The sequence below is a fragment of the Nocardia sp. NPDC004711 genome (genome assembly GCF_053601595.1).
Map to the genome: position 1 here is coordinate 18,458 of NZ_JBSGCB010000024.1, position 19,831 is coordinate 38,288.

The window sequence follows — 19,831 nt, forward strand, 5'->3', positions numbered from 1 at the left end:
CACGAGGAAGTCATCGTCTCGAGCCTGGCCGAATCGGTCAGGCACCTTTCAGTATCTCGACCATCCGGTTGCCGAGGACAGCAGCCGAGGCCGGGTTCTGGCCGGTGGTCAGGTTGCGATCCTCGACCATGTACGGCTCCCATATCGGCCCGCGGCTGAAATCGACGCCGATCTTCTCCCTGAGGTCCGTCTCGAGTAGCCATGGGGCGAGTGCGGCGACGCCCACGGCCTCCTCTTCCTCGTCGGTGAAGCAGGTGAGGCGATAACCCTCGAACGGCGATTCGCCTCGGATCCTGGTGGACAAGATCGAGGCCGGAGCGTGACAGACGATGAAAAGCGGGTTGCCCGAGGCCAACTGCTGCGTGAGCAACCGCCCACAGTCAGCATCGAACGCCAGGTCCGCCATCGGACCGTGCCCGCCCGGCAGGTACACCGCATCGAAATCCTCGAGACGGACATCGGGCAATTGCAACGGCCGCCGCAATACCTCCGCTTCGCGGATGATCGACTCGAGCCGCAGGGCCCCGTCGATGCCGCCCGCCATCTGAGGGCGCAGACTCATCATGTCGACTGTCGGGATCACACCGTTCGGTGTTGCGACGACCACCTGGTGCCCGGCGTCGGTGAGGATCCGATATGGGTTGGCGAACTCCTCGGCCCAGTATCCGGTCGCATATCGTGAGCCGTCCTTCATCACCCAGTAACTGGCACCACTGACGATAAAGAGCACCTTTGCCATCGCGAAAGCTCCTCTCGGATCCCACATGCCCGTCAATCGGAAAACATTTGGCAACCGAACCGCAATCTCCCCGATCCTACACAACGGTCTGCCCCGTGCCAGCTGGTTCGCGGTCCCCGGCCAACGCCAATCAGTGGCGGTTCCGGCAAGAAATAGGAACAGCGGCAACCACTTTCGCGCTTGGCTGGGAACTCCACCCAAGCGCATGGCCCCGTTAGGCGCGGATTTCTCCCGGTCGCCGCCGACCCGAGACCCCTTCTTGGCCGCTCCCGGCCACGCCCGCGGCAACCTGATCGAGTACGAAGTCGGCGTCGCACGACGCCGCTCCACCGCGCTGCGCCATGACTCGGTATCGACGCCGTCGGGTACTACCGGCCGGACAGTCGAGTTGAATTGGTAGTCGGCTCATTCGCGGATTCGGTCGTATGCGACGAGCAGCTGCCGTGGACCACGCAGAATTGTGTTGGGCCGGTAGGGCGGCGGCACTTCGAGCAGGCGCGGTTCGCTGAGGCGGAGGGCGAAGGCGATGAGCGCGGTCTGGCCTTCCATGCGGGCGAGCGCGGCGCCCAGGCAATAGTGCACGCCGCCTCCGAAGGACAGGTGGGCGTTGTCGGGGCGTTCCGGCCAGAAGCGCTGTGGGTCGGTGAAGCGGTGGGGGTCGCGATTCGCAGCGGCGAGCATCATGATCATGCGGTCTCCGGCCGGAATGAGCTGTCCCGCAACGTGAATCGGCGCGGTGGTGCGGCGGCTGGTCATCTGGACCGGCGGATCGTAGCGCAACACCTCCCCAGCGCCGCCGTGGTGCGGTCGGCGACGCCCGCGCCGGACAGCTCGCGCACGATCAGGATGCGGTTCCCACCTCTGGCGCTGTCGAAAATGAAAGTGCCGCAGAAGACCTCGCGCTCTACGCCGTTGGCATCATGTAGAGCACAGTAGAACGGGTTCGAATCGTCTGGCGCACAGGACAACCGGGGACGGATTCGCTCACGATCGGTTTCGCTGAAACATTCCAGCACCGCGCATGTAAGGGCGGCGCGTTCCAGACTCAGCCCGCATCGGGTCCGTCCGGATGAGGCGGCGTGTGGACCCGTCCCGCGATGGCCGCGGCCACCAGGCACGAGAGCGCGCCCACCAGCAGCGCCGCCCGTGGCCCGGAGGCGTCGATGATCCACCCGGTGATCAGGCTGCCGATGGGTGTGGTGCCGAGGAAGACGAAGACCCACAGCGCCATGATTCGCCCGCGATAGCTCGGATCCGCGTGCAGTTGCAGGGCGGTCGATGCCATGGTGACGAAGCTGAAGCCCGTGAACCCGGTCGCGATCAGGGCGGTGCAGGCGGTGGCCGGATTCGGTACGGCTGCCGTCGCGGCGAGGCTGATGCCGAAGGCGGCTGCGGTCGTGACGAGATAGATGCGGCGGGGGTGGCGTACCAGTCCGACCGCGAGCGAGCCGCCCACCGAACCGATGCTGAGCATGGTCGACAGCAGGCCGTAGGTGCCGCCGGTGCCGTGAAAAGTGCGCTCCGCCAACACTGGGAGCAGCACCGGGAAGTTGAAGGCGAACAGTCCGACCAGCGCCATCATGGTCAGCGGCAGCCACAGCTGCTGCCGGGTGCGGGCGTAGCGCAGTGCGGACAGCACCCCGCCCGACCGCGCCCGGACGGCAACAGCAGCGGGCGCGGTCGGCCGGATCGCAAACAGCGCCCCGACCACCGCGAGGTAGGAGATCGCGTTCACCGCGAAACACGGTGTGGTGCCGATGAATGCGATCAGCAGCCCCGCCAGCGCCGGCCCCACCACGCGGGCGCTGTTCATCACCACGCCGTTGACGCTGGCCGCACTGGCCAGATCCGTGGGCGGAACCAGTTGTGCCACAAAGGCCTGCCGTGCGGGCGAATCGACGATCTGTACCACGCCGCCCGCCACGGTCACGCCGATGACCAGCGGGATCCCCGCCCGCCCGGCCACAGCCGCCGCCCACAGAACCGCCGCCAGCACTCCGTAGACCACCTGCGTACCGATCAGCAAGCGTCGCAGATCGACCCGATCCGCGACCACCCCGCCCCACGGCCCGAACAGCAGCGGCGGCACCCCGCCCGCGGCCAGCACCACACCCAGGGAGGCCGGTGATCCGGTCAGCTGCAACACCAGCCATCCGATCGCCGTCGCCTGCACGAACGTGCCACTGGCGGAAGCGATCTGCCCTGCGAAGTACCAGCGGAACGGGCGCGACCGCAATGCGCGAAAGGCATTCGCCCGCGCCCGTCGCGGAATCTGGTGTGCCGTGGCCGCTTCGGGCGCCACCGTCAATGCGTCACGATCCATCGCGTTCGTATCCCCTTCGGGTCGGCCGTTCCATTCTGGCCGTGGCGGCCGGGCCGAGGTCAGTCGTGCAGGGCCTGGGTCAGGACGCTGACCGCCTGCGCCACGGCGGCTTTGGCGGCGTTGGTGTCGTGCAGTGTGTTGAGCATGACGAAGTCGTGGACGATGCCGCCATAGCGGACGGCCGTCACCGGGACGCCGGCGGCGCGCAGTTTGGCGGCGTACGCCTCGCCTTCGTCGCGCAGGACATCGTTTTCGGCGGTGATGACCAGGGCGGGCGGCAGGCCGGTCAGCTGGTCGATCGAGGCACGCAGTGGAGACGCGGTGATCTGGGAGCGATCCGACTCACTGGTCGTGTACTGATCCCAGAACCATTGCATGCCTTCGAGGGTCAGGAAGTAGCCGGTGGCGAACTCGCGGTAGGAGGCGGTGTCGAAGTTGGCGTCGGTGACCGGGTAGAACAGCACCTGCTGACGGAATGAGACGTCGCCGCGGTCCTTGGCCATGAGGGTCAGCGCGATGGCCATATTGCCGCCCACGGAGTCTCCGGCGACAGCGATGCGGGTGCTGTCGAGGCCCTTGCCGGCGCCGTCGATGGTGACCCACTGGGCGACCCGGTAGGACTGCTCGTTGGCGACCGGGTAGTGCACGTCGGGGGAGCGGTCGTACTCGGGGAACACCACGGCCGCGTTCACCCCGACCGCCAGGTCGCGGACGAGGCGGTCGTGGGTGTGGGCATCGCCGAAGACCCAGCCCGCGCCGTGGGTGTAGATGATGACCGGGAGGGTCCCGGTGGCGTCCTTGGGCTTGACGATGCGTACCCGGATCGATCCGGTCGGCCCGCCCTCGACGGTGATCCATTCCTCGTCGATTTCCGGCTTGAAGATCGGGGAATCCTGCACCCCGTCGACGGTTTTGCGGCCCTCCTCCGGCGAAAGCTGGTACAGGAACGGCGGTTCCGAGGTTGCGTCCACGAAGGCCTGGGCGGCGGGTTCGAGTGAGATGCCGTGCGGATTGCCTGCCATGATCGTTCTCCCTTTGGTCGCGTCGAGGTGCGCGCGGTGCTGCGCACGCTCGTTCAGTGTTCGCTTCGGGAGTGGGTGACGGCCCCGCTTCACGGGCCAGGAATCCCTGAAATCGGGACACGCGCCGATCGGCTAGCGCGCGTGCGCCTTCCGGGGCCCGGCGTCGATGTGGTCGGCCCAAGCCGCGGGCACCGTGGCCAGGGAGATCTCGGCGATCTCGTGCAGGCGATGCACCGGGGCATCGAGGCGGCTGAGCTGGATCAGGCCCTGCGAGACCAGGACGATGTGGGCGCTGAGCACGGGAATCGTGTCGTGATCGCCGGCGGGTGCGGCCCCGCGGAGCCGCTCGGCCACCGCGTCCTCCATGGCCGCGGTGGTCCGCGCGCCTATCTCGGCCACCTCCGGGACTCGCGAGCCCAGGGCGGCCACACTGTTGATCATCAGGCAGCCGCGGCGATGGGGTTGCGCGGCGCAGTCGGCGATGATGGCCCGCAGCAGCGCCAGGACCGCCGCCCGCGCGGAACCCGGTGCGGCGAGTACGGTTTCGCGGACGAAGGCGGCCCGGCGATCGCAGTAGCGGGCGAATGCGGCCAGGAACAGGCCGCGCTTGCTGCCGTATGCCGTGTAGATGCTTCCATTGCCGACGCCCGCGACTTGCGAGATGTCGTCCACCGAGGTGTCGTCGAATCCCTTGGACCAGAACTGCTCGATCGCAACCTCGAGCAGATTCGATTCGTCGAACTGTCTCGGTCGTCCCATGGGGTCACCGTACCAATCCACGTGCTGCGATGCGCAAGCCTTGTTTTGGAGGCGTGGCTCCAGAATACTGGGTGACATGTCCTCATTCGCGGGTGCACCGCGCAAGCGCATCGGTTTCCTGATCTTCGACGGGGTCAAGATGCTCGATTTCGTGGGTCCGGCAGAGGTATTCGTGGAAGCCAATCAGACGGTCTCCGACTATGAGGTGGTGCTGATGTCACCCGACGGGCGTCCCGTGCTGACCTCGATCGGTACTCGGATCGAAGTCAGTGGCGCCGCGGCCGATTCGGGGCGTTTCGACACCGTGGTGATCCCGGGTAGCGAGCTGCCGCCGGCTCGCTTCGTTACCGGACAGGTGCTGGCCGCGGCCTGCTCGCTCTCGTCCCGGACTCGGCGTTTCGCCTCCATCTGCAGTGGCGCATTCGTAGTGGCCGAACTCGGGTTGTTCGACGACCGCCGCGCGACGACCCACTGGAAGTTCGCAGGCGAGCTGGAACATCGGTATCCGGCGATCGATGTGCGGCCCGATGCCATCTTCGTGCGCGACGGAAACCTGTACAGCTCAGCGGGAGTGGTGGCGGGCGTGGATCTGGCGCTGGCCCTGGTGGAGGAGGACCACGGGCCGGACGTGGCGCGGCGGGTGGCGCAATCGCTGGTGGTGCACATGCAGCGCGCGGGCGGGCAATCGCAGTTCTCGGCCTCGCTGAACGGACCCGCGCCGCGCAGTGCGCTGGTGCGTCGGGTGGTGGATCTGATTTGCGCGGATCCGGCCTATGCACACACGGTTCAGACCTTGGCCGCGCACGCCAGGGTCAGTCCGCGCCACTTGACCCGGTTGTTCCGCACCGAACTGGAACGCTCTCCCGCCGAGTACGTGGGATTCGTCCGTTTCTGCACCGCCCGAGACCTGTTGCACGCCGGGCATTCCGTCACCGAGGCCGCCGTCGCCGCCGGTTACGGCAACAGCGAGACCTTGCGTCGCGCATTCATCGCGCGCCTGGGTATCTCGCCGCGCAAATACCAGCAGCGATTCCGCACGACGGGCTCCCAAGCGGCGGCCCGGTCCGAGGAAGCGGAGCTGGCGGTGTCCTGATTCGGCGGATTCCTGGCTCGCAGGGCGCGGCGGTCACCGCGCGGCAGCTCGAAACTCGAAGGGGCGCGGTGCCTCCGGCCCGTGTCCCGACGAAAGGAGTCGCATGCCCGCCCCGACGGTAGTCCTGGTTCATGGTGCTTTCGCTGATGCCGCCAGCCGGTCCCCGGTGACCGAACGGCGACTCGCCCAGGGCATTCCGGTCCTGGTCCCGCCTGTCTACAATCGCAGCCTGTCCGCCGACGCCGCCGCTATCCGGGCGATCGTCGAGGCCATCGACGGTCCGGTGCTGGTGGCCGGTCACTCCTATGGTGGCGCGGTCATCACCGTCGCCGGTGTCGCGGTGGCCGGATTCGCCTACGTCTCCGGCTACGCGCTCGAGGAGGGGGAGAGTCTGGGCCAATTGCAGCGCGGCTTCCCGGATTCCGACCTCGCGGCCGATCTGGTCTACACCCTCTACCCGGTCGAGGGCCGCGAGCCGCGGCGGCATCGTCAATCGCTTTGGCGCAGAACGTGATTGCCGTGCTGCTCGCGATCGAACGTGACATACTGCCCGAATCGGAAATATGGGTAGTTGACGACGCAGGGGGTCGCGCACAACCATGAACCATGGCAGCAAATGACGAAGATCAGCAGATCGCGGCACTCGTCCGACGCCTCGCCGGACAGTTCCCCACAATCAGCACCGACACCGTCGAGGGCATCGTCGCCGAAATCCACCGCGGCTTCGACGGCCGGCCGGTCCGCGATTTCATTCCGCTACTGGTCGAGCGCGGCGCACTGCGGAGGCTTTCGGCAACCGGCTGATACGAGCCGCCGGTGAGTGACGATCCCGAAACCGCCCAGGCGCGTATGTTCCTCGCGGAACTCGAGTACCACGCCGAACGCCTGGTTCTCCGGCGCAGCCAGTGGCGAGACGACAAACCCAACCAGGCCGTCGAGGTCGAACTCGCGCAGGTTCATCGGCAGATCCGGAACCTCCGCCAGCGATTCCCCGGCCTGCGGCAGACATCCCGATGATTTCGAACGATCGAACAATGAAACGGAATTCGGGGCCTCGGGGTTGATGGTGTGGTCAGCGGCCGAATCGACACCCCAACCGGGTTCGGCCTTCCACATGGCGACCGAGGCGGGCTCGGCGAACGTTTCAGGCCGCCTGCGGTGCTGTGAGGTGGACACGGATGTGGTCGAGCAGTTCACGGGTTCTGAGCGGTTTGGGCAGGTAGTCACACGCAGCCAGCTGCCCGCCCGTACCGTGGTCCTCGCGCTGACCTTCACCGACCGCCGACCCGCCGACCGATTCTTCTGGCTACACGTGTCGCCGACGGGCGTCAACTTGTGCCGCGACGACACCGGAGCCCCGGTCGATGTCTGGCTCACTGCTCCCACCGCCGAGGTCACCCGCTGGTGGATCGGTGAGTTGTCCTGGCACGACCTCCAGGAGCAACCCGGCGTCGCCTTACACGGCGACCCGGCGCTGCGCCGCCGGATCCCGCGGTGGTTCACTCGCTACGTCTTCACGCCCGAGTCCCTTGCTGCATCGGATGAGGTTGTGCGCGAAAGCAAGTGAGGGCCCGTGAGGCTCGAGGTAGGGATCGCTCAGCCTGAGCGGCGCGGAGATGTTTTCAGCCTATTGCTCTTCGGGGAGTGCAGACACTGTTTACGCGACCGATCCGCAGGCCTCGAGAATGTCTCCCGCCAAGCGGTCGAGCCACTCGGCTATCAGCGTTCGTTCGCCGGGCGTCAACGTATCATCAGCGCTGTCGCGCAGCGCTTCGCGCAATGCGACAGCGCGCCCGGGCAGGGCTGAGGGGGTCGGCCGGTGCGCGTCGTCGCCGGTGATAATCCCGGCGATCGCGTTCTGCCAGGTGATCTCCGATGGGTGGATCGCGTAAGACCTTGCGCCGCAACATCGCCCATGACTTTCGGTCGGCCGGATAACCGCGCCGCACCAGCGGCCCGCGTCGCCGCAACGGCGCTGATATTCCTGCCCGTGGCGAGGAGAGGCGGCGCTGCTCCCACCAGTAGATCGCCGCGACTGTCGCGTACGCGGCGCCTACCGCGACCACGGGCATGAGCACTCCGACTGCCGTCAAGCCATCCGCTGGAATGTCTATTGGACCGCGGTGCCGGTGGCGACCGCCTCGAGTTCGGCCAGCGTTTCGCGAATGAACTCGACCAGGCTGCGGTCCGGCGGAGAATCGGCCCACGCGGTGTAGGCGATCTTGAAGACCGCGATGCCGACTTCGGCGGTGAGGCCCGCGGTCGGCTCGGGGACGCCGCGCAGGCGTAGCGCCTCGGCGCTGCTTGCCGCGAGCGCGGCGAGCTTGGTCAGCTCCCGTTCCTGTAGTGCGGGGTTCGCGGCGATCACGGACTGGCGCTGTTGGGCGAAGTCCCGGCGCTGCCCGATCAGTTCGGCCACCGCCTCCAGGCCCGCCCCCATCGCCGCGATCGGTGACGCTGAATCATCCACCTCGGCAATGGCGTTGGTGATGATGTCGTGCAGGATCTGCTGGTTGCCGAACAGCACCTCACGCTTGTCGGCGAAGTGCCGGAAGAATGTGCGCTCGGTGAGCCCGGCTCGCTCGGCGATGTCGGCGACGGTGGTCTGATCGAAGCCGCGCTCCAGATACAGCTCCATTGCCGCCCGGCCGAGACGGCCCGGCGCGTTCGGTTCCCAACGACCCATTCCGTGATTGTAAGACAGTGACGTCAGCAACTGACGTAGAAGTGATGACAGATGCTGACATGGAAGCTACTCTGATGTCAGATGCTGACATCACTAGTCGAGAGGGTTTTCTCATGCGTCTTTTCGTCACCGGAGCTTCCGGCTTCATTGGTTCCCGCGTCGTTCCCGAACTCATCGACGCAGGTCACGAGGTTGTCGGCCTGGCCAGGTCGGACGCCTCGGCCGCGGCCTTGACCGCGGCCGGCGCGCAGGTGCGCCGCGGCGATCTCCTCGATCCGGATAGTTTGCGTGCGGCTGCAGACGAGGCCGATGGGGTGGTTCACCTGGCTTTCCTCCACGACTTCTCCCAGTTCGAGGAGAATCAGCGCATCGATCGCCGGGTGGTCGACCTGTTCGGCGATGTTCTCGCGGGTTCCGATCGGCCGCTGGTGATCGCCTCGGGGCTGGTGCCGTTCGACACCGGTCAGCCCGGTGTGGCCGATGAGCCGATGATCCGCCGCGCCACGGCCGCCGCCACGGTCCGGCTCGCCGAACGCGGCATCCGATCGGTGGTGCTGGGTCTGCCGCCGACGGTGCACGGCGCGGGCGACCGCGGATTCATCCACCGAATCGTCGAGATCGCGAGGGAGAAGGGCGTGTCCGGCTATGTCGGGGACGGCGCGCACGCCTGGTCGGCCGTGCACCGCGACGACGCCGCGCGGCTGTTTCGACTCGCGGTGGACAAGGCCGAAGCCGGAACGGTGTGGCACGCGGTCGCCGATCCGGGCGTGGCAACCCGCGATATCGCCGAGGCCGTCGGCCGCCAGCTCGGGGTGCCGACCACCTCGATCGACCCCGCCGACGCGGTCAGCCACTTCGGTTGGCTGGGCATGATGTGGAGTATGCCGATGACCGGCGACGGCAGACCCGCCGCAGACACGCTGGGCTGGACACCGAACGGCCCAACGCTGCTCGCGGACCTGGCCGAACGCCACTACTTCCAGGACTGAGCCGCGCCGCATCGGTGCAGTGCCGTCACTTGCTATTGCGGCCATCGGAATCCGGGTCGCGGTACGGAAGCTCATCGAACGTCGAAGCGATTGGTGTGTCTTCTGTGGCCGAGCCTCGACGGGAACGACCATCCGGTCGAGATGGTTGCCGCGAGCCACGCTCTTCCGCATGAGGCCGAAGAAGTAGTGATCCCGCAGCTGCTCCAGCGAGCGAAGCGCGGCGTCGGATGGGTCTGCGACAGCTCTGCTGCCGCAGACCTGTGTCAGGGCTGCCGAGAACAGGCGGGGGACGTGGCGTTCATGCGCCGTGACCTGTGAGTTCGCGGCGTGCTTCCTGATCGAACGTGATGCGACCGGATCGGATGTTCTCGGCCAGGTGCGCGCGGGTCCGGGTTCCGGGAATGAGCAGGATATTGGGGGAGAGGTCGAGCAACCAGGCGAGCGCGATCTGGGCCGGCGTTCCCCCGAGTCGTTGTCCGATGTCGGTGAGGCGTGGGCTCGTCAGGATCTGGCGGCGGGCGGTGCGGGACATGCCCAGCGGACAGAAGGGGACGAAAGCGATGCCGCGGCTTGCGGTTTCGGCCAGCACGTCGGCCGAGCCCCGCTCGACGATATTGAACAGATTCTGTACGCACACGATCGGTGTGCGGTCCAGCGCACGCAGGAGGTGCTCGCGTGAGATGTTGCTCAGTCCGATCCCGTCGATCAGCCCGGCCTCTCGGGCCCGTATCAACGCGGTGAGTTGCGCATCGAATCGGGCACCGGGTGCCGCCCGGTCCATGATGCGGAGGTTTACCGCACCCAGGCGCTCGATGTTCAGTGCCTGGAGATTTTCCTCGATGCCCAGGAGCAGCTGATCGGGCTCGTCATATGGCAGGACGGCCCCGTCGTCGCCGCGTCGCGCCGCGACTTTACTGACGATCACCAGATTCGCGGGGTACGGGTGCAGTGCTTCCCGGATGAGCTCGTTGACGGTGCCGGGTCCGTAGTAGTGCGCGGTATCGATGTGGTCGATACCGCTCGCGATCGCCATGCGCAGCACCGCCAGCGCCTCATCGTGGTCGCGCGGCGGCCCGAAGACCCCATCGCCCGCCAGTTGCATGGCACCGTATCCGATTCGGTGGACTTCTCGGCGGCCGAGTGGGAACGTCCCCGCCTCTTCGAACCCGGCGACAAGGCCCGGCATGGATCCCTCCTGCGCTGTCTCGCTGCTACCCGACGTGATCGGAATCAAGACTCCCGGCCAGGCCGGTGAGAAGTCACCACCGGAATCCGGTGATGACCCTTCACCTGCTCGGTGGAGACGCTATAGCCGATGCCCGCGGTCGTGTGAACGTCATGAAAACTGTTCACAGATTCGTTGCTGAAAGATTGCGGATTGGCATAGTGTTGTGGTTGTTCGATCGCGGCACCGACACTGTGAGCGCAGGATCGCCTCCATTCAGCTCCATCGCGCTGCGGATTCGATAGTCGGGGACCCGTCTGCGAAGGATTCACCATTAGCCAATTCCCGCGCTCTACAACAGAATTCACGCTGCCGCGCACCCGTGCGGCTGAGTCCAGCAAGGTGCTTGTCGTCGAGAGCAACCCGGCGATGGCAGAGATCGAGGTACTCGTGCTGGCCAATGCCGGCCACGAGGTGATTTCCGCCCCCACCGCGCAGCATGCTTTGACCCTCGCTCGGCAATGGAATCCGGACCTGGTGCTGCTCGAGCTGGATCTGCCGGACCTGCCGGGCGCGCATCTGTGCCGGCAGCTGCGGAATCGTTCACCGATTCCGATCATCGCGGTCTCCCTCGATGGCAATCCCGATGCCATCGATGACGCCTACACCGCCGGTGCGTGTGACTACCTGCCCAAACCGCTCAGAACCCGTGAACTGCTCGACCACATCCGTGTCCATCTCCCGTCACCGCAGGCGGCCTGAAACGTCTACCGATTCCGCCGCGTCGCCGGGCGGTCAACACCTCTCTGCATGGGAAACGACCACAGCGTCGTCGATCCGGTCGCGCAGCATGGTGACCGGAACGTTCGGCGCCACGACATGGGTAATTCCGAGCCGGGCGCACGTCAGCGGGGCGACAACGGTTTCCGGGCGGTCCAAGCAGTTCTCGGCGGCATTGAGACGGCCTTCGGCGAACCGATTGTGGATCGAGACACGGAGTCGAACACGATGAAACCAACTCTCTCTTCGGGTTTCGCGATGATCCAGTGTCTCTCCCGGTCGGCCTGATCGATGCCCGCCTGGGAGACGCCGGGTGACATGTCCTTCGGGAGGCCACGCAACGGCGATGTGCCGACACCGGTGGCATGCGGCTCATCACGTCTGTCACCGGAGTTGACTGGTGCACAACCGATTTCGGTGACAGAACGCTGCTGCTGGGGAATGATGGAGTGTCTCGATAGATAGCAGTTCGTCGGTCAGTCCAGAACAAGGGGGCAATCTGTCATGGGGAAAGTCGATACCAAGGGTGTTTGGACGCGCGTCAGCGTCGAGGAGTCGCAGTTCGAGGGTCTGAGGCAGCCGGGCGTCAAATCAAGCAGCGGAGTCAGATCCAGCATCAGATGGGGAAGTGGCCAGCAGGGGAAGAGCGGTTACGACTTCACCGGCCTCACCGACGTCGAGGCGCGCCTGGACGGTAAGGACTTCAATCTCGGTATCTTCGCGCACTACAACCGCCGAATTCAGCTGAAACACAGTCAGTTCTCGGTGTATTTGACGGTTACTGTCGACTTCCAGGACGAGGGGTTCGACCATACGTTCACCCTGCGTTTCCGCCATAACGAGACGCCCAACCAGCCTGGGGACGTGGACGATGTGGTCAAACTCCCGACAGTCCACGAGGACGACATCGTGCGCGTCGATGATGTCGAATACAAGGTGACGATCAGCGGTTTCTTGGATGACAAGGGCCAGGTGAAGCCCCAGTTCGCAAACCCTGAGGGGGGAATCAAAAGAGTCTGGCTCGTAGCCCGATTCGAGCCGATCATCGAGCCGGGCTCCTGAACCGCGGCAGCCGGCGCGAGGATCATGCGTGCGCTGTCGGCCCCACCTCAGCGTGTGGCCGACAGCCCGTCGTCGCTGACCGCTGGGTCAGGCGGCTTCGGCCGCGTTTCGGATGATGGCGGCGACCACTTCGGGGCGGGACACGTAAATGGCATGGCTGCCAGGGGTTTCGGCCACGGTCGCACCGATACGTTCGGCCATCGATGCCTGCGCCGCGGGCGGAATCATCTTGTCCTCGGTGACGTGCAGGTACCAGCTGGGCTTGGACCGCCACGCGGCCTCACTGATGGCCCCGCCGAGCGCTTCCACACCCCACGGCACCTGGGAGTCGGCCAGGAACGTGGCATCCTGTTCGGCAAGGTCACCGGCGAAGGAATCCGGGAACTTGGCCCGGTCCAGGAACAGATACCCCTGCACCGGCGGCAGGATCGGCGGCTGCGGGCCGTCCTGCGGGAACGAGGCGAGCAGCGTGTTCACCGATTCGCCCTTGTCGGGCGCGAACGCGGTGATGTACACGAGCGCGGCCACTTTCTCGTGCGTCCCGGCCTCGGTGATGACCGCCCCACCATAGGAATGCCCGACCAGCACGACCGGGCCGTCGATTCCGTCGAGCACCTGACGGGTGGTCGCGGCGTCGTCCTCCAGCGACTTGGTGGGGTTCTGAACCACCCGCACCGCGAACCCATCCCGGGTCAGCTCGTCATAGACACCCCGCCATCCGGCACCATCGACGAAGCCACCGTGAACCAGCACGACGGTCTTGTCCTGCGCACTCATCCGAACTCTCCCTCTGCGAGTGAATTGCCATACGGCACAACCGAATATAAAGCGCGCGACAGCTGACGCATCCGTCATTTGACGTAGATCGGCGACACCGAAGTGATCAGCAGATGACATGGCAGTCGCAGGTGTAACCACCCGATCTCGGCTCCCCTGTAGGCCGAGACATCGTTGTCGTGGCGGAGCTAGCCTGGTGGATGGGTCCGGGATGGGGCTTGTCCGATGGACCGGTATGCGGGTTGGAGCTCCGGTCGCGCGAGAGTCCCGAACCCGGTGCGGTGCAGAACGTCCGCTATTGCCCGAGGAAATGGTCGTAGTCGACAGCGGCGTCGGCGACGTCCCCGATGCCGGGCGAACGGTTCGATCAGATCAACCAGTGAGGAGATCCGATGTCGGAACTGTCTGGAGTCTCTGCGTTGGTGACCGGCGGCACCAGCGGAATCGGGCGCGCCACCGCGCTGACATTGGCGCGGCGCGGTGCGCGGGTGGCGCTGTCGGGGCGCGACGAGCAGCGCGGCAAGCAGGTGGTCGCCGAGATCGAGGCGTTCGGTGGCACAGCGGTGTTCATCCCGGCGGATCTGCGCGACAAGGCATCCGCGCAAGCGCTGGCCCGTGACGCGGTCACCCGGCTCGGCGAGATCGATGTCTTGGTCAACAACGCGGGCATCTACCCGTTCGGCCCGACGGAACAGACGACCGAGGCCGATTTCGACGCGGTGTACGCCGTCAACGTCAAGGCACCGTATTTCCTGGTGGCCGAACTCGCCCCCCAGATGGCCGAGCGAGGCCACGGCGCCATCGTCAATGTCACCACCATGGCCGACGAATTCGGTGCCTCCGGGATGGGCCTGTACGGGTCCAGCAAGGCCGCGGTGGCGTTGCTGACCAAGGCGTGGACCGCCGAGTACGGGCCCCGCGGGGTGCGGGTCAACGCGGTCAGCCCCGGACCCATCCGCACCGAGGGCACGGCGGCATTCGAGGGCCTCGACGAGCTGGCGGCGACCACGCCCGCGGGACGGCCGGGAACACCGGAGGAGATCGCCGAGGCCATCGCCTTTCTGGCCGGCAGTCGAGCGGGCTACGTGTACGGCGCGATACTGCCGGTCGACGGTGGGCGCATCGCGATCTAGCCCCGCGAGCCGGTGGTACCCGGACTCATGTGCCCAGTGGTGGGTCGGTGCCGACCGGTTGCCAGGTGGGTTGAAAGGGTCCCTCGGACGTGATCGAATTGGAGCACGACGGGATTCGCTGGAAGAGCCCGTTCGCGTCTATATGCGTTTCGGTCTCGACACGAGCACTCGACTCGTGCTCGCCGCCTGCACGCGGCCGGGTTGTCCGCGGTGCCGTGTTCGACACCGACCCACGACTTTGTGGCCGTCGCTCTATGTCTGTGGACAAGGAGAGAGATGTCTGAGCCGAACTACACCACCGATGCCGCCGGAATTCCGGCACCCAGTGATGACCATTCCCTGACAGTTGGCCCGGATGGCCCGATCTTGCTGAACGACGCGTATCTGATCGAAAAGATGGCGTCGTTCAATCGTGAGCGCCTGGCGGAACGGCAACCGCATGCCAAGGGCGGCGGGGCGTTCGGCACCTTCGAAGTCACCCATGATGTCAGTGCCTACACCAAGGCCGCTGTGTTCCAGCCCGGCACGCAAACCGAAGTGCTGGTGCGGTTTTCCGCCGTCGCCGGCGAGCAGGGATATCCCGACACCGTCCGGGATCTGCGTGGGTTCGCGGTGAGGTTCTACACCGAACAGGGCAATTTCGACCTGGTCGGCAACAACACACCCGTCTTCTTCGTGCGGGATCCGATGAAGTTCCAGGACTTCATCCGGTCACAGAAGCGCCGCGCCGACAACAATTTGCGCGACAACGACATGCAGTGGGATTTCTGGACGCTGTCACCGGAATCGGCGCACCAGGTGACCTGGCTGATGGGCGATCGCGGCATCCCGGCCACCTTCCGGCACATGAACGGGTACTCCAGCCACACCTACATGTGGATCAACGCTGCGGGCGAACGGTTCTGGGTGAAGTACCACCTCGAGACCGATCAGGGCATCAAGTTCCTCACCCAGCACGAAGCCGATCACATGGTCTCGATCGACATGGACTACCACCAGCGTGATCTGTGGAAAGCGATCGAACGCGGCGAGTATCCCAGCTGGACCCTGAAGATGCAGATCATGCAGTTCGACGACGCGAAGACCTACCGCTACAACCCCTTCGATCTCACCAAGGTATGGCCACACGGCGACTATCCGTTGATCGACGTCGGCAAGATGACCTTGAACCGCAACCCGGCCAACTACTTCACCGACATCGAAGAAGCGGCATTCGAGCCCAGCAACGCAGTACCCGGCACGGGCCCCAGCCCCGACAAGATGCTGCTCGGGCGCTGGTTCTCCTATGCCGACGCGCACCGGCACCGGATTGGCATCAATTACAAAGAGCTACCGGTCAATTCGCCACACGGCGCCGAGGTCCGATCGTGGGCGAAGGACGGGGCCATGCGCCACCACAACCCCGGCGATCCGGTGTATGTGCCCAACTCGAAGGGCGGACCGCACGCCGATCCCGCTGCGGCGGGACCGTCTGCAGGTTGGTATGCCGACGGCGAGATGGTCAGAACCGCCTACACCCTGCGCGCGGACGACGACGACTGGGGACAGGCTCGCACCCTGGTCCGGACGGTTCTCGACGACGACGCCAGGACACGACTGGTCGACAACATCGTTGCGCACCTGTTCGACGGAGTGAGTCAACCCGTGCTCACGAGGGCGTTCGTCTACCTGCGCAACATCGACAAGGATCTCGGTGACCGAGTCGAACGAGGAGTACGGGCCAAGCAGGCGCAACACGAACCGACCGCCGCAGAGCGACCGAAGGTCGGCCACACGAGATAGCTTCGGCGATCCGCGATGAATCCGTCCGGTCAAGAATCGCTCATGGGCCAGTCCTGCTGTGTGACGCGGTGGCCAGTGTTGGATGACTGCACGGCGTCATCGAGCAGGCGGGTCAAGCGCCGGGCGTGGTCGAAATCCGGGATGGTGTGTTCACCGGAGGTGATGTCGCGGGCCAGCGCGCAATACATTTCCACCACATTGACCGCAGCGTCCGGCAGCGTGTCGGGGGGCTCGTCAACCTGTTGACGCTCACCGTTGAGGCTGAGGGTGAGCCGACCCACCTCGAAGCCGTTCGGATGACCGCCGGCCAGCAGGATTCCGCCGTCGGTGCCGACAACTTCGAACGTGAACGGCGTCTGGGGTGGCCGGTTGCCGGCGACTTCGACGGCCAGGGCGCAGCCGCTGATCATGCGTGCCTGGACCAGTAGGTGGTCGGGTGGTGGGAATCCTTGGCCCAGCTGCGATTCGGGTTGGCGCCGATGACACCGACGCGCAGCGGCTTCCTCATGGCATCCTCTACCTCTCCATATTCACGAGTTGCCCTGAGCCGTAGGCCCTTTGGAATGGGTTGTTCACCCCGTACGCCCCGATACGGCTCAGGCGAACATTGTGAAGAGGGTGTTGAGGCCTTCGGCCAGGAGGGGGTGGGTGAAGATCGCGTCGGCCATGGCGGTGTGGGTGAGCTTGCCCAGCATGGCGACCTGGATCATGGTCATGATCTCGCCGCCTTCACTGCCGAGGACTGCGCAGCCCAGGATCTGTCCGCTGTCCGCGTCGACGACGGCCTTCATGAAGCCGCGGGTCTCCCCGGTCTCGATGGCCCGGATGACGGCGCTCATCGGGAGCTTCGCCACCCGAATCGCGTGCCCGTTCGCCCTGGCCTCGCGCTCGGTCATGCCGACGCGGCCGAGCTGCGGGTCGATGAACACCGTGTATGGGACGATCCGGTCCCGCGTGCTCGCCTTCTCGTGCCCGATCAGGTTGGCGTGCAGAATGCGGTAGTCGTCGTAGGAAGAGTGGGTGAAGGCCGGGCCGGGCGTGACGTCTCCCATCGCGTAGACGCCGGGCACGGTGGTGTTCAGGTACTCGTCGACCTCGACGAAGCCGTGGTCGTCGAGACGGACACCGGCGACCTCGGGGGTCAGTGCCTCCGTGTTCGGGATGCGGCCGATGGCCGAGAGCAGGTGTGAGCCTTCGAGCTGCCGCTCACCGTCGTCCGTGCGCACGGTCAGTCGCAGGCGGCCGCCGTCGGCCGGCGCGACCCGGACCGGCTTCGACGAGGTCGAGACCGTGATCCCGTCATCGCGCAAGAGAGCGGCGACCTCTTCGGAGACGTCCTCGTCCTCGCGGGTCAGCAGGTGCGCGGCGTGCTGGACGATGGTGACCTCGCTGCCGAACCGGCGGAACATCTGCCCGAACTCCAGCCCGATGTAGCCGCCGCCGACGATGATCAGATGCTCCGGGAGCTGGTCCAACTCCATGATCGACGTCGAATCGAGCACGGGGACCTGGTCCGCGCCGGGGATCGCCAGCGGCTTGGGCCGGGCGCCCGTGTCGATGACGATCACCGGTGCGCTGATCTGCCGCCTCCCGCCGTCGGTCGAAGCGACCTCGACCGACTTCGGCCCGGTGAAATGAGCCTCGCCTTCGATCAGGTCGAGCCCGTCCTGTGCCAGGCGGCTCGCGTAGTTCTCTCGCGCTCCGGCGACCATGGCCCGTTTGCGCTCGCGCACCGCGGCCAGGTCCACCGATACCGGACCGATCCGCACGCCGTACTCCGCGGCGCGGCGCGCCTGGTGGGCGAGACGGGCGCTGGCGACCATCGTCTTGGTCGGGGTGCACCCGATGTTCACGCAGACACCGCCGAGTTGGCCACGCTCGACCAGCGCCACCCGTTGGCCCGCCTTCGCCAGCTCGACGGGAAGGAACCGACCGCCCTGGCTGGCTCCGATCACGATGGTGTCGTAGTGCTCATCGGCCATGACGACTTCTCCCCTCGTCCTCGTTGAGCCGGGCGGGCCGGTCGCGGCGGCAGGGAACCACCGGTACGGCACGCACGCGCCACCGGCCGCGCGAATCGGTCAGCCGAGCTGGGGGACCACGCCGTGCACGCTGTCGATGAAAGCGGTGAAATCCGCCATGAACCGGGTGAGGAACTGCCTCGTCGAGTCGTCGAGGACATCGCCGTCCGGGGTGAAGACATCGGGGCGGAACTGGATGTAGGCCTCCGGGGAAGTCATCTGCGGGGAATTGCAGTAGCCCAGGACACTGCGCAGGCTGAGCTGAGCAATCGCGGTGCCGATCTTGCCCGGCGAGGCGCCGATGACGGCGGACGGCTTGAGGGTGAACGAATTGTCGCCCCACGGGCGGCTGGCCCAGTCGATGGCGTTCTTCAGCGCGCCCGGGATCGAGCGGTTGTACTCCGGCGTCACGAACAGCAGGGCGTCGACGGCGGTGATGGCCGCCTTGAGCGCGCGGCCCTCCGGCGGGTAGTCGGCGTCGTAGTCGTGGTTGTAGAGCGGCAGATCCTTGATCGGAATCTCGGTGAACGTCAACTTGGGTGGTGACAGCTGGATCAGGGCCTTGGACAGGATCCGGTTGATGGATTCCTTGGACAGACTGCCGATGATGTAGCCGACGGTGTAGGTACTCACGCGATGCCTCCTGACCAGAGATTTCCGATGCTGAACGGAGCGCCTGGCGTCGTAGACGCACGGCGGTTTCGACGGGAGTGCAGGGCCAACGTAGCACTTCGCAGCGGTCGCTCGCCCGGGTATCGGACACCGCCGGTCGGCGGCAGCGTCGCGGGAGTGGATCGTCCTGCGAATCCGCTTCCGCCCCAACAATATTCGCCAGAACTGCGAGACCTCCCGGCGTCGATTCAGCCGGTGGTGTCGCGGACGGATGTGCTCGAGGACAGGTTCGTCTCGAGTTTCGCCAGGGCGCGGAGCAGCTGTCGTTGCTGGGTCGTGCTCATGTCGCCGACCGTGTCGGTTTCGAGGTCCGTCCACAGTTGCTCGATGCGGCTGCGCAAGGCCATTCCGGCCGGTGTCGACTCGACCAGGGTGGCTCTGCCGTCGGTTGGATCTTGGCGGCGACGTACGAATCCGGCCCGCTCGAGGCGCTGCACCGTGCGGGTCATCGAGGCCGAATCCGTGTCGAATTCGGTTGCCAGGTCCGATTGGCGCTGCGGGCCGGTGTCCCACAGGTGCATCAGCAGAAGTTCGTGGCCGGGATGCAGGCCCAGGCCCTGAAGTAGTTGCCGGGCACGCATCGCATGCAGGCGTGTGGCTCGAATGAGAGCATTGCTGACCGGGCCACCGGAAGCAGCCGTCGATGCCGCGACGCGACTGCGAGATGTTGATCCGGTCGTCATGGCGACCAACGTATCGCAGCTCAGTCGATGTGTAGTCGATGACCCGAGCCCAACGTCGGCCGGAGTTCCATGGTGTCGGCCGTGTTCCGGAACAGTTCGATCGCACAAAGTGCTGTCTTGGACAGGTAACCCCATAGAGATCGAC

23 protein-coding genes are annotated in these 19,831 nt (G+C 65.9%); 10 read left to right on the plus strand and 13 right to left on the minus strand.

The window, feature by feature from the left end:
- Window positions 1–37: 37 nt before the first annotated feature.
- The 5 genes from ACWEKS_RS24520 to ACWEKS_RS24540 form a co-directional block, all read right to left on the minus strand.
- Window positions 38–739: a type 1 glutamine amidotransferase domain-containing protein gene (locus tag ACWEKS_RS24520; RefSeq protein ID WP_452342225.1), complete on the minus strand. Its 702-nt coding sequence runs from the start codon at window positions 737–739 to the stop codon at window positions 38–40.
- 405 nt (window positions 740–1,144) lie between these two features.
- The gene (locus ACWEKS_RS24525) at window positions 1,145–1,522 is read right to left on the minus strand and encodes a cytochrome P450 (protein ID WP_452342226.1); all 378 of its coding nucleotides are present in this window, start codon (window positions 1,520–1,522) and stop codon (window positions 1,145–1,147) included.
- A gap of 262 nt (window positions 1,523–1,784) precedes the next feature.
- On the minus strand, window positions 1,785–3,062 hold the full coding sequence (locus ACWEKS_RS24530) for an MFS transporter (RefSeq protein ID WP_452342227.1): 1,278 nt from the start codon (window positions 3,060–3,062) through the stop codon (window positions 1,785–1,787).
- Between the two features lie 59 nt (window positions 3,063–3,121).
- Window positions 3,122–4,084, minus strand: coding sequence for an alpha/beta hydrolase (locus tag ACWEKS_RS24535; protein ID WP_452342228.1), 963 nt, complete (start codon window positions 4,082–4,084; stop codon window positions 3,122–3,124).
- 132 nt (window positions 4,085–4,216) lie between these two features.
- Window positions 4,217–4,843, minus strand: a complete 627-nt coding sequence (locus ACWEKS_RS24540; protein WP_452342229.1) for a TetR/AcrR family transcriptional regulator — start codon at window positions 4,841–4,843, stop codon at window positions 4,217–4,219.
- Between the two features lie 76 nt (window positions 4,844–4,919).
- Between ACWEKS_RS24540 and ACWEKS_RS24545 the strand changes: the two genes are divergently transcribed.
- The 3 genes from ACWEKS_RS24545 (at window position 4,920) to ACWEKS_RS24555 (ending at window position 6,740) form a co-directional block, all read left to right on the plus strand.
- The gene (locus ACWEKS_RS24545; protein ID WP_452342230.1) at window positions 4,920–5,936 is read left to right on the plus strand and encodes a GlxA family transcriptional regulator; all 1,017 of its coding nucleotides are present in this window, start codon (window positions 4,920–4,922) and stop codon (window positions 5,934–5,936) included.
- A 103-nt stretch (window positions 5,937–6,039) separates the two neighbouring features.
- Window positions 6,040–6,450: an alpha/beta fold hydrolase gene (locus ACWEKS_RS24550; protein WP_452342231.1), complete on the plus strand. Its 411-nt coding sequence runs from the start codon at window positions 6,040–6,042 to the stop codon at window positions 6,448–6,450.
- Between the two features lie 92 nt (window positions 6,451–6,542).
- Window positions 6,543–6,740: a three-helix bundle dimerization domain-containing protein gene (locus ACWEKS_RS24555; RefSeq protein ID WP_452342232.1), complete on the plus strand. Its 198-nt coding sequence runs from the start codon at window positions 6,543–6,545 to the stop codon at window positions 6,738–6,740.
- On the opposite strand, the gene ACWEKS_RS24560 is transcribed toward ACWEKS_RS24555, so the two are convergent.
- A complete protein-coding gene (locus tag ACWEKS_RS24560) occupies window positions 6,693–7,052 on the minus strand; it encodes a hypothetical protein (protein ID WP_452342233.1) in 360 nt (119 codons plus the stop codon). The genes ACWEKS_RS24555 and ACWEKS_RS24560 overlap by 48 nt on opposite strands.
- Here ACWEKS_RS24560 and ACWEKS_RS24565 point away from each other — a divergent pair.
- Window positions 7,051–7,503: a hypothetical protein gene (locus tag ACWEKS_RS24565; protein WP_452342234.1), complete on the plus strand. Its 453-nt coding sequence runs from the start codon at window positions 7,051–7,053 to the stop codon at window positions 7,501–7,503. The genes ACWEKS_RS24560 and ACWEKS_RS24565 overlap by 2 nt on opposite strands.
- Window positions 7,504–8,046: 543 nt before the next feature.
- On the opposite strand, the gene ACWEKS_RS24570 is transcribed toward ACWEKS_RS24565, so the two are convergent.
- Window positions 8,047–8,622: a TetR family transcriptional regulator gene (locus ACWEKS_RS24570; protein WP_452342235.1), complete on the minus strand. Its 576-nt coding sequence runs from the start codon at window positions 8,620–8,622 to the stop codon at window positions 8,047–8,049.
- Window positions 8,623–8,735: 113 nt separating this feature from the next.
- On the opposite strand from ACWEKS_RS24570, the gene ACWEKS_RS24575 reads away from it, so the two are divergent.
- A complete protein-coding gene (locus ACWEKS_RS24575; RefSeq protein WP_452342236.1) occupies window positions 8,736–9,611 on the plus strand; it encodes an SDR family oxidoreductase in 876 nt (291 codons plus the stop codon).
- Window positions 9,612–9,909: 298 nt separating this feature from the next.
- Here the strand turns inward: ACWEKS_RS24575 and ACWEKS_RS24580 are convergent, their stop codons facing one another.
- Window positions 9,910–10,797, minus strand: a complete 888-nt coding sequence (locus tag ACWEKS_RS24580) for an oxidoreductase (protein WP_452342237.1) — start codon at window positions 10,795–10,797, stop codon at window positions 9,910–9,912.
- 381 nt (window positions 10,798–11,178) lie between these two features.
- Between ACWEKS_RS24580 and ACWEKS_RS24585 the strand changes: the two genes are divergently transcribed.
- From ACWEKS_RS24585 to ACWEKS_RS24595, 3 genes are all read left to right on the plus strand, one after another.
- The gene (locus ACWEKS_RS24585; RefSeq protein WP_452342238.1) at window positions 11,179–11,538 is read left to right on the plus strand and encodes a response regulator transcription factor; all 360 of its coding nucleotides are present in this window, start codon (window positions 11,179–11,181) and stop codon (window positions 11,536–11,538) included.
- A gap of 48 nt (window positions 11,539–11,586) precedes the next feature.
- Window positions 11,587–11,844, plus strand: coding sequence for a hypothetical protein (locus ACWEKS_RS24590; RefSeq protein WP_452342239.1), 258 nt, complete (start codon window positions 11,587–11,589; stop codon window positions 11,842–11,844).
- A 216-nt stretch (window positions 11,845–12,060) separates the two neighbouring features.
- Window positions 12,061–12,618 (plus strand): choice-of-anchor K domain-containing protein, encoded by a 558-nt coding sequence (locus tag ACWEKS_RS24595; RefSeq protein WP_452342240.1) that lies wholly within the window; start codon window positions 12,061–12,063, stop codon window positions 12,616–12,618.
- Between the two features lie 87 nt (window positions 12,619–12,705).
- On the opposite strand, the gene ACWEKS_RS24600 is transcribed toward ACWEKS_RS24595, so the two are convergent.
- On the minus strand, window positions 12,706–13,395 hold the full coding sequence (locus ACWEKS_RS24600; protein ID WP_452342241.1) for an alpha/beta fold hydrolase: 690 nt from the start codon (window positions 13,393–13,395) through the stop codon (window positions 12,706–12,708).
- A gap of 392 nt (window positions 13,396–13,787) precedes the next feature.
- Between ACWEKS_RS24600 and ACWEKS_RS24605 the strand changes: the two genes are divergently transcribed.
- Both ACWEKS_RS24605 and ACWEKS_RS24610 read left to right on the plus strand, forming a co-directional pair.
- Window positions 13,788–14,528: an SDR family NAD(P)-dependent oxidoreductase gene (locus tag ACWEKS_RS24605; protein ID WP_452342242.1), complete on the plus strand. Its 741-nt coding sequence runs from the start codon at window positions 13,788–13,790 to the stop codon at window positions 14,526–14,528.
- A gap of 276 nt (window positions 14,529–14,804) precedes the next feature.
- Entirely contained in the window at window positions 14,805–16,310 is a 1,506-nt protein-coding gene (locus tag ACWEKS_RS24610) for a catalase (protein ID WP_452342243.1), read from the plus strand.
- A gap of 29 nt (window positions 16,311–16,339) precedes the next feature.
- On the opposite strand, the gene ACWEKS_RS24615 is transcribed toward ACWEKS_RS24610, so the two are convergent.
- From ACWEKS_RS24615 to ACWEKS_RS24630, 4 genes are all read right to left on the minus strand, one after another.
- Complete coding sequence (locus tag ACWEKS_RS24615; RefSeq protein ID WP_452342244.1) at window positions 16,340–16,720, minus strand: hypothetical protein; 381 nt, start codon at window positions 16,718–16,720, stop codon at window positions 16,340–16,342.
- 186 nt (window positions 16,721–16,906) lie between these two features.
- On the minus strand, window positions 16,907–18,292 hold the full coding sequence (locus ACWEKS_RS24620; protein WP_452342245.1) for a mercuric reductase: 1,386 nt from the start codon (window positions 18,290–18,292) through the stop codon (window positions 16,907–16,909).
- A gap of 99 nt (window positions 18,293–18,391) precedes the next feature.
- Entirely contained in the window at window positions 18,392–18,964 is a 573-nt protein-coding gene (locus ACWEKS_RS24625; protein WP_379388003.1) for an NADPH-dependent FMN reductase, read from the minus strand.
- A 227-nt stretch (window positions 18,965–19,191) separates the two neighbouring features.
- Window positions 19,192–19,686: a MarR family winged helix-turn-helix transcriptional regulator gene (locus tag ACWEKS_RS24630; RefSeq protein ID WP_452342246.1), complete on the minus strand. Its 495-nt coding sequence runs from the start codon at window positions 19,684–19,686 to the stop codon at window positions 19,192–19,194.
- Between the last annotated feature and the right edge of the window lie 145 nt (window positions 19,687–19,831).

Bases quoted from the DNA above. Each gene is read 5' to 3' on its own strand.
- ACWEKS_RS24520 (WP_452342225.1), bottom strand. From the start codon at position 739: ATGGCAAAGGTGCTCTTTATCGTCAGTGGTGCCAGTTACTGGGTGATG.
- ACWEKS_RS24530 (WP_452342227.1), bottom strand. From the start codon at position 3,062: ATGGATCGTGACGCATTGACGGTGGCGCCCGAAGCGGCCACGGCACAC.
- ACWEKS_RS24535 (WP_452342228.1), bottom strand. From the start codon at position 4,084: ATGGCAGGCAATCCGCACGGCATCTCACTCGAACCCGCCGCCCAGGCC.
- ACWEKS_RS24540 (WP_452342229.1), bottom strand. From the start codon at position 4,843: ATGGGACGACCGAGACAGTTCGACGAATCGAATCTGCTCGAGGTTGCG.
- ACWEKS_RS24545 (WP_452342230.1), top strand. From the start codon at position 4,920: ATGTCCTCATTCGCGGGTGCACCGCGCAAGCGCATCGGTTTCCTGATC.
- ACWEKS_RS24550 (WP_452342231.1), top strand. From the start codon at position 6,040: ATGCCCGCCCCGACGGTAGTCCTGGTTCATGGTGCTTTCGCTGATGCC.
- ACWEKS_RS24555 (WP_452342232.1), top strand. From the start codon at position 6,543: ATGGCAGCAAATGACGAAGATCAGCAGATCGCGGCACTCGTCCGACGC.
- ACWEKS_RS24565 (WP_452342234.1), top strand. From the start codon at position 7,051: ATGGCGACCGAGGCGGGCTCGGCGAACGTTTCAGGCCGCCTGCGGTGC.
- ACWEKS_RS24560 (WP_452342233.1), bottom strand. From the start codon at position 7,052: ATGTGGAAGGCCGAACCCGGTTGGGGTGTCGATTCGGCCGCTGACCAC.
- ACWEKS_RS24570 (WP_452342235.1), bottom strand. From the start codon at position 8,622: ATGGGTCGTTGGGAACCGAACGCGCCGGGCCGTCTCGGCCGGGCGGCA.
- ACWEKS_RS24575 (WP_452342236.1), top strand. From the start codon at position 8,736: ATGCGTCTTTTCGTCACCGGAGCTTCCGGCTTCATTGGTTCCCGCGTC.
- ACWEKS_RS24580 (WP_452342237.1), bottom strand. From the start codon at position 10,797: ATGCCGGGCCTTGTCGCCGGGTTCGAAGAGGCGGGGACGTTCCCACTC.
- ACWEKS_RS24590 (WP_452342239.1), top strand. From the start codon at position 11,587: ATGGGAAACGACCACAGCGTCGTCGATCCGGTCGCGCAGCATGGTGAC.
- ACWEKS_RS24595 (WP_452342240.1), top strand. From the start codon at position 12,061: ATGGGGAAAGTCGATACCAAGGGTGTTTGGACGCGCGTCAGCGTCGAG.
- ACWEKS_RS24600 (WP_452342241.1), bottom strand. From the start codon at position 13,395: ATGAGTGCGCAGGACAAGACCGTCGTGCTGGTTCACGGTGGCTTCGTC.
- ACWEKS_RS24605 (WP_452342242.1), top strand. From the start codon at position 13,788: ATGTCGGAACTGTCTGGAGTCTCTGCGTTGGTGACCGGCGGCACCAGC.
- ACWEKS_RS24610 (WP_452342243.1), top strand. From the start codon at position 14,805: ATGTCTGAGCCGAACTACACCACCGATGCCGCCGGAATTCCGGCACCC.
- ACWEKS_RS24615 (WP_452342244.1), bottom strand. From the start codon at position 16,720: ATGATCAGCGGCTGCGCCCTGGCCGTCGAAGTCGCCGGCAACCGGCCA.
- ACWEKS_RS24620 (WP_452342245.1), bottom strand. From the start codon at position 18,292: ATGGCCGATGAGCACTACGACACCATCGTGATCGGAGCCAGCCAGGGC.
- ACWEKS_RS24630 (WP_452342246.1), bottom strand. From the start codon at position 19,686: ATGACGACCGGATCAACATCTCGCAGTCGCGTCGCGGCATCGACGGCT.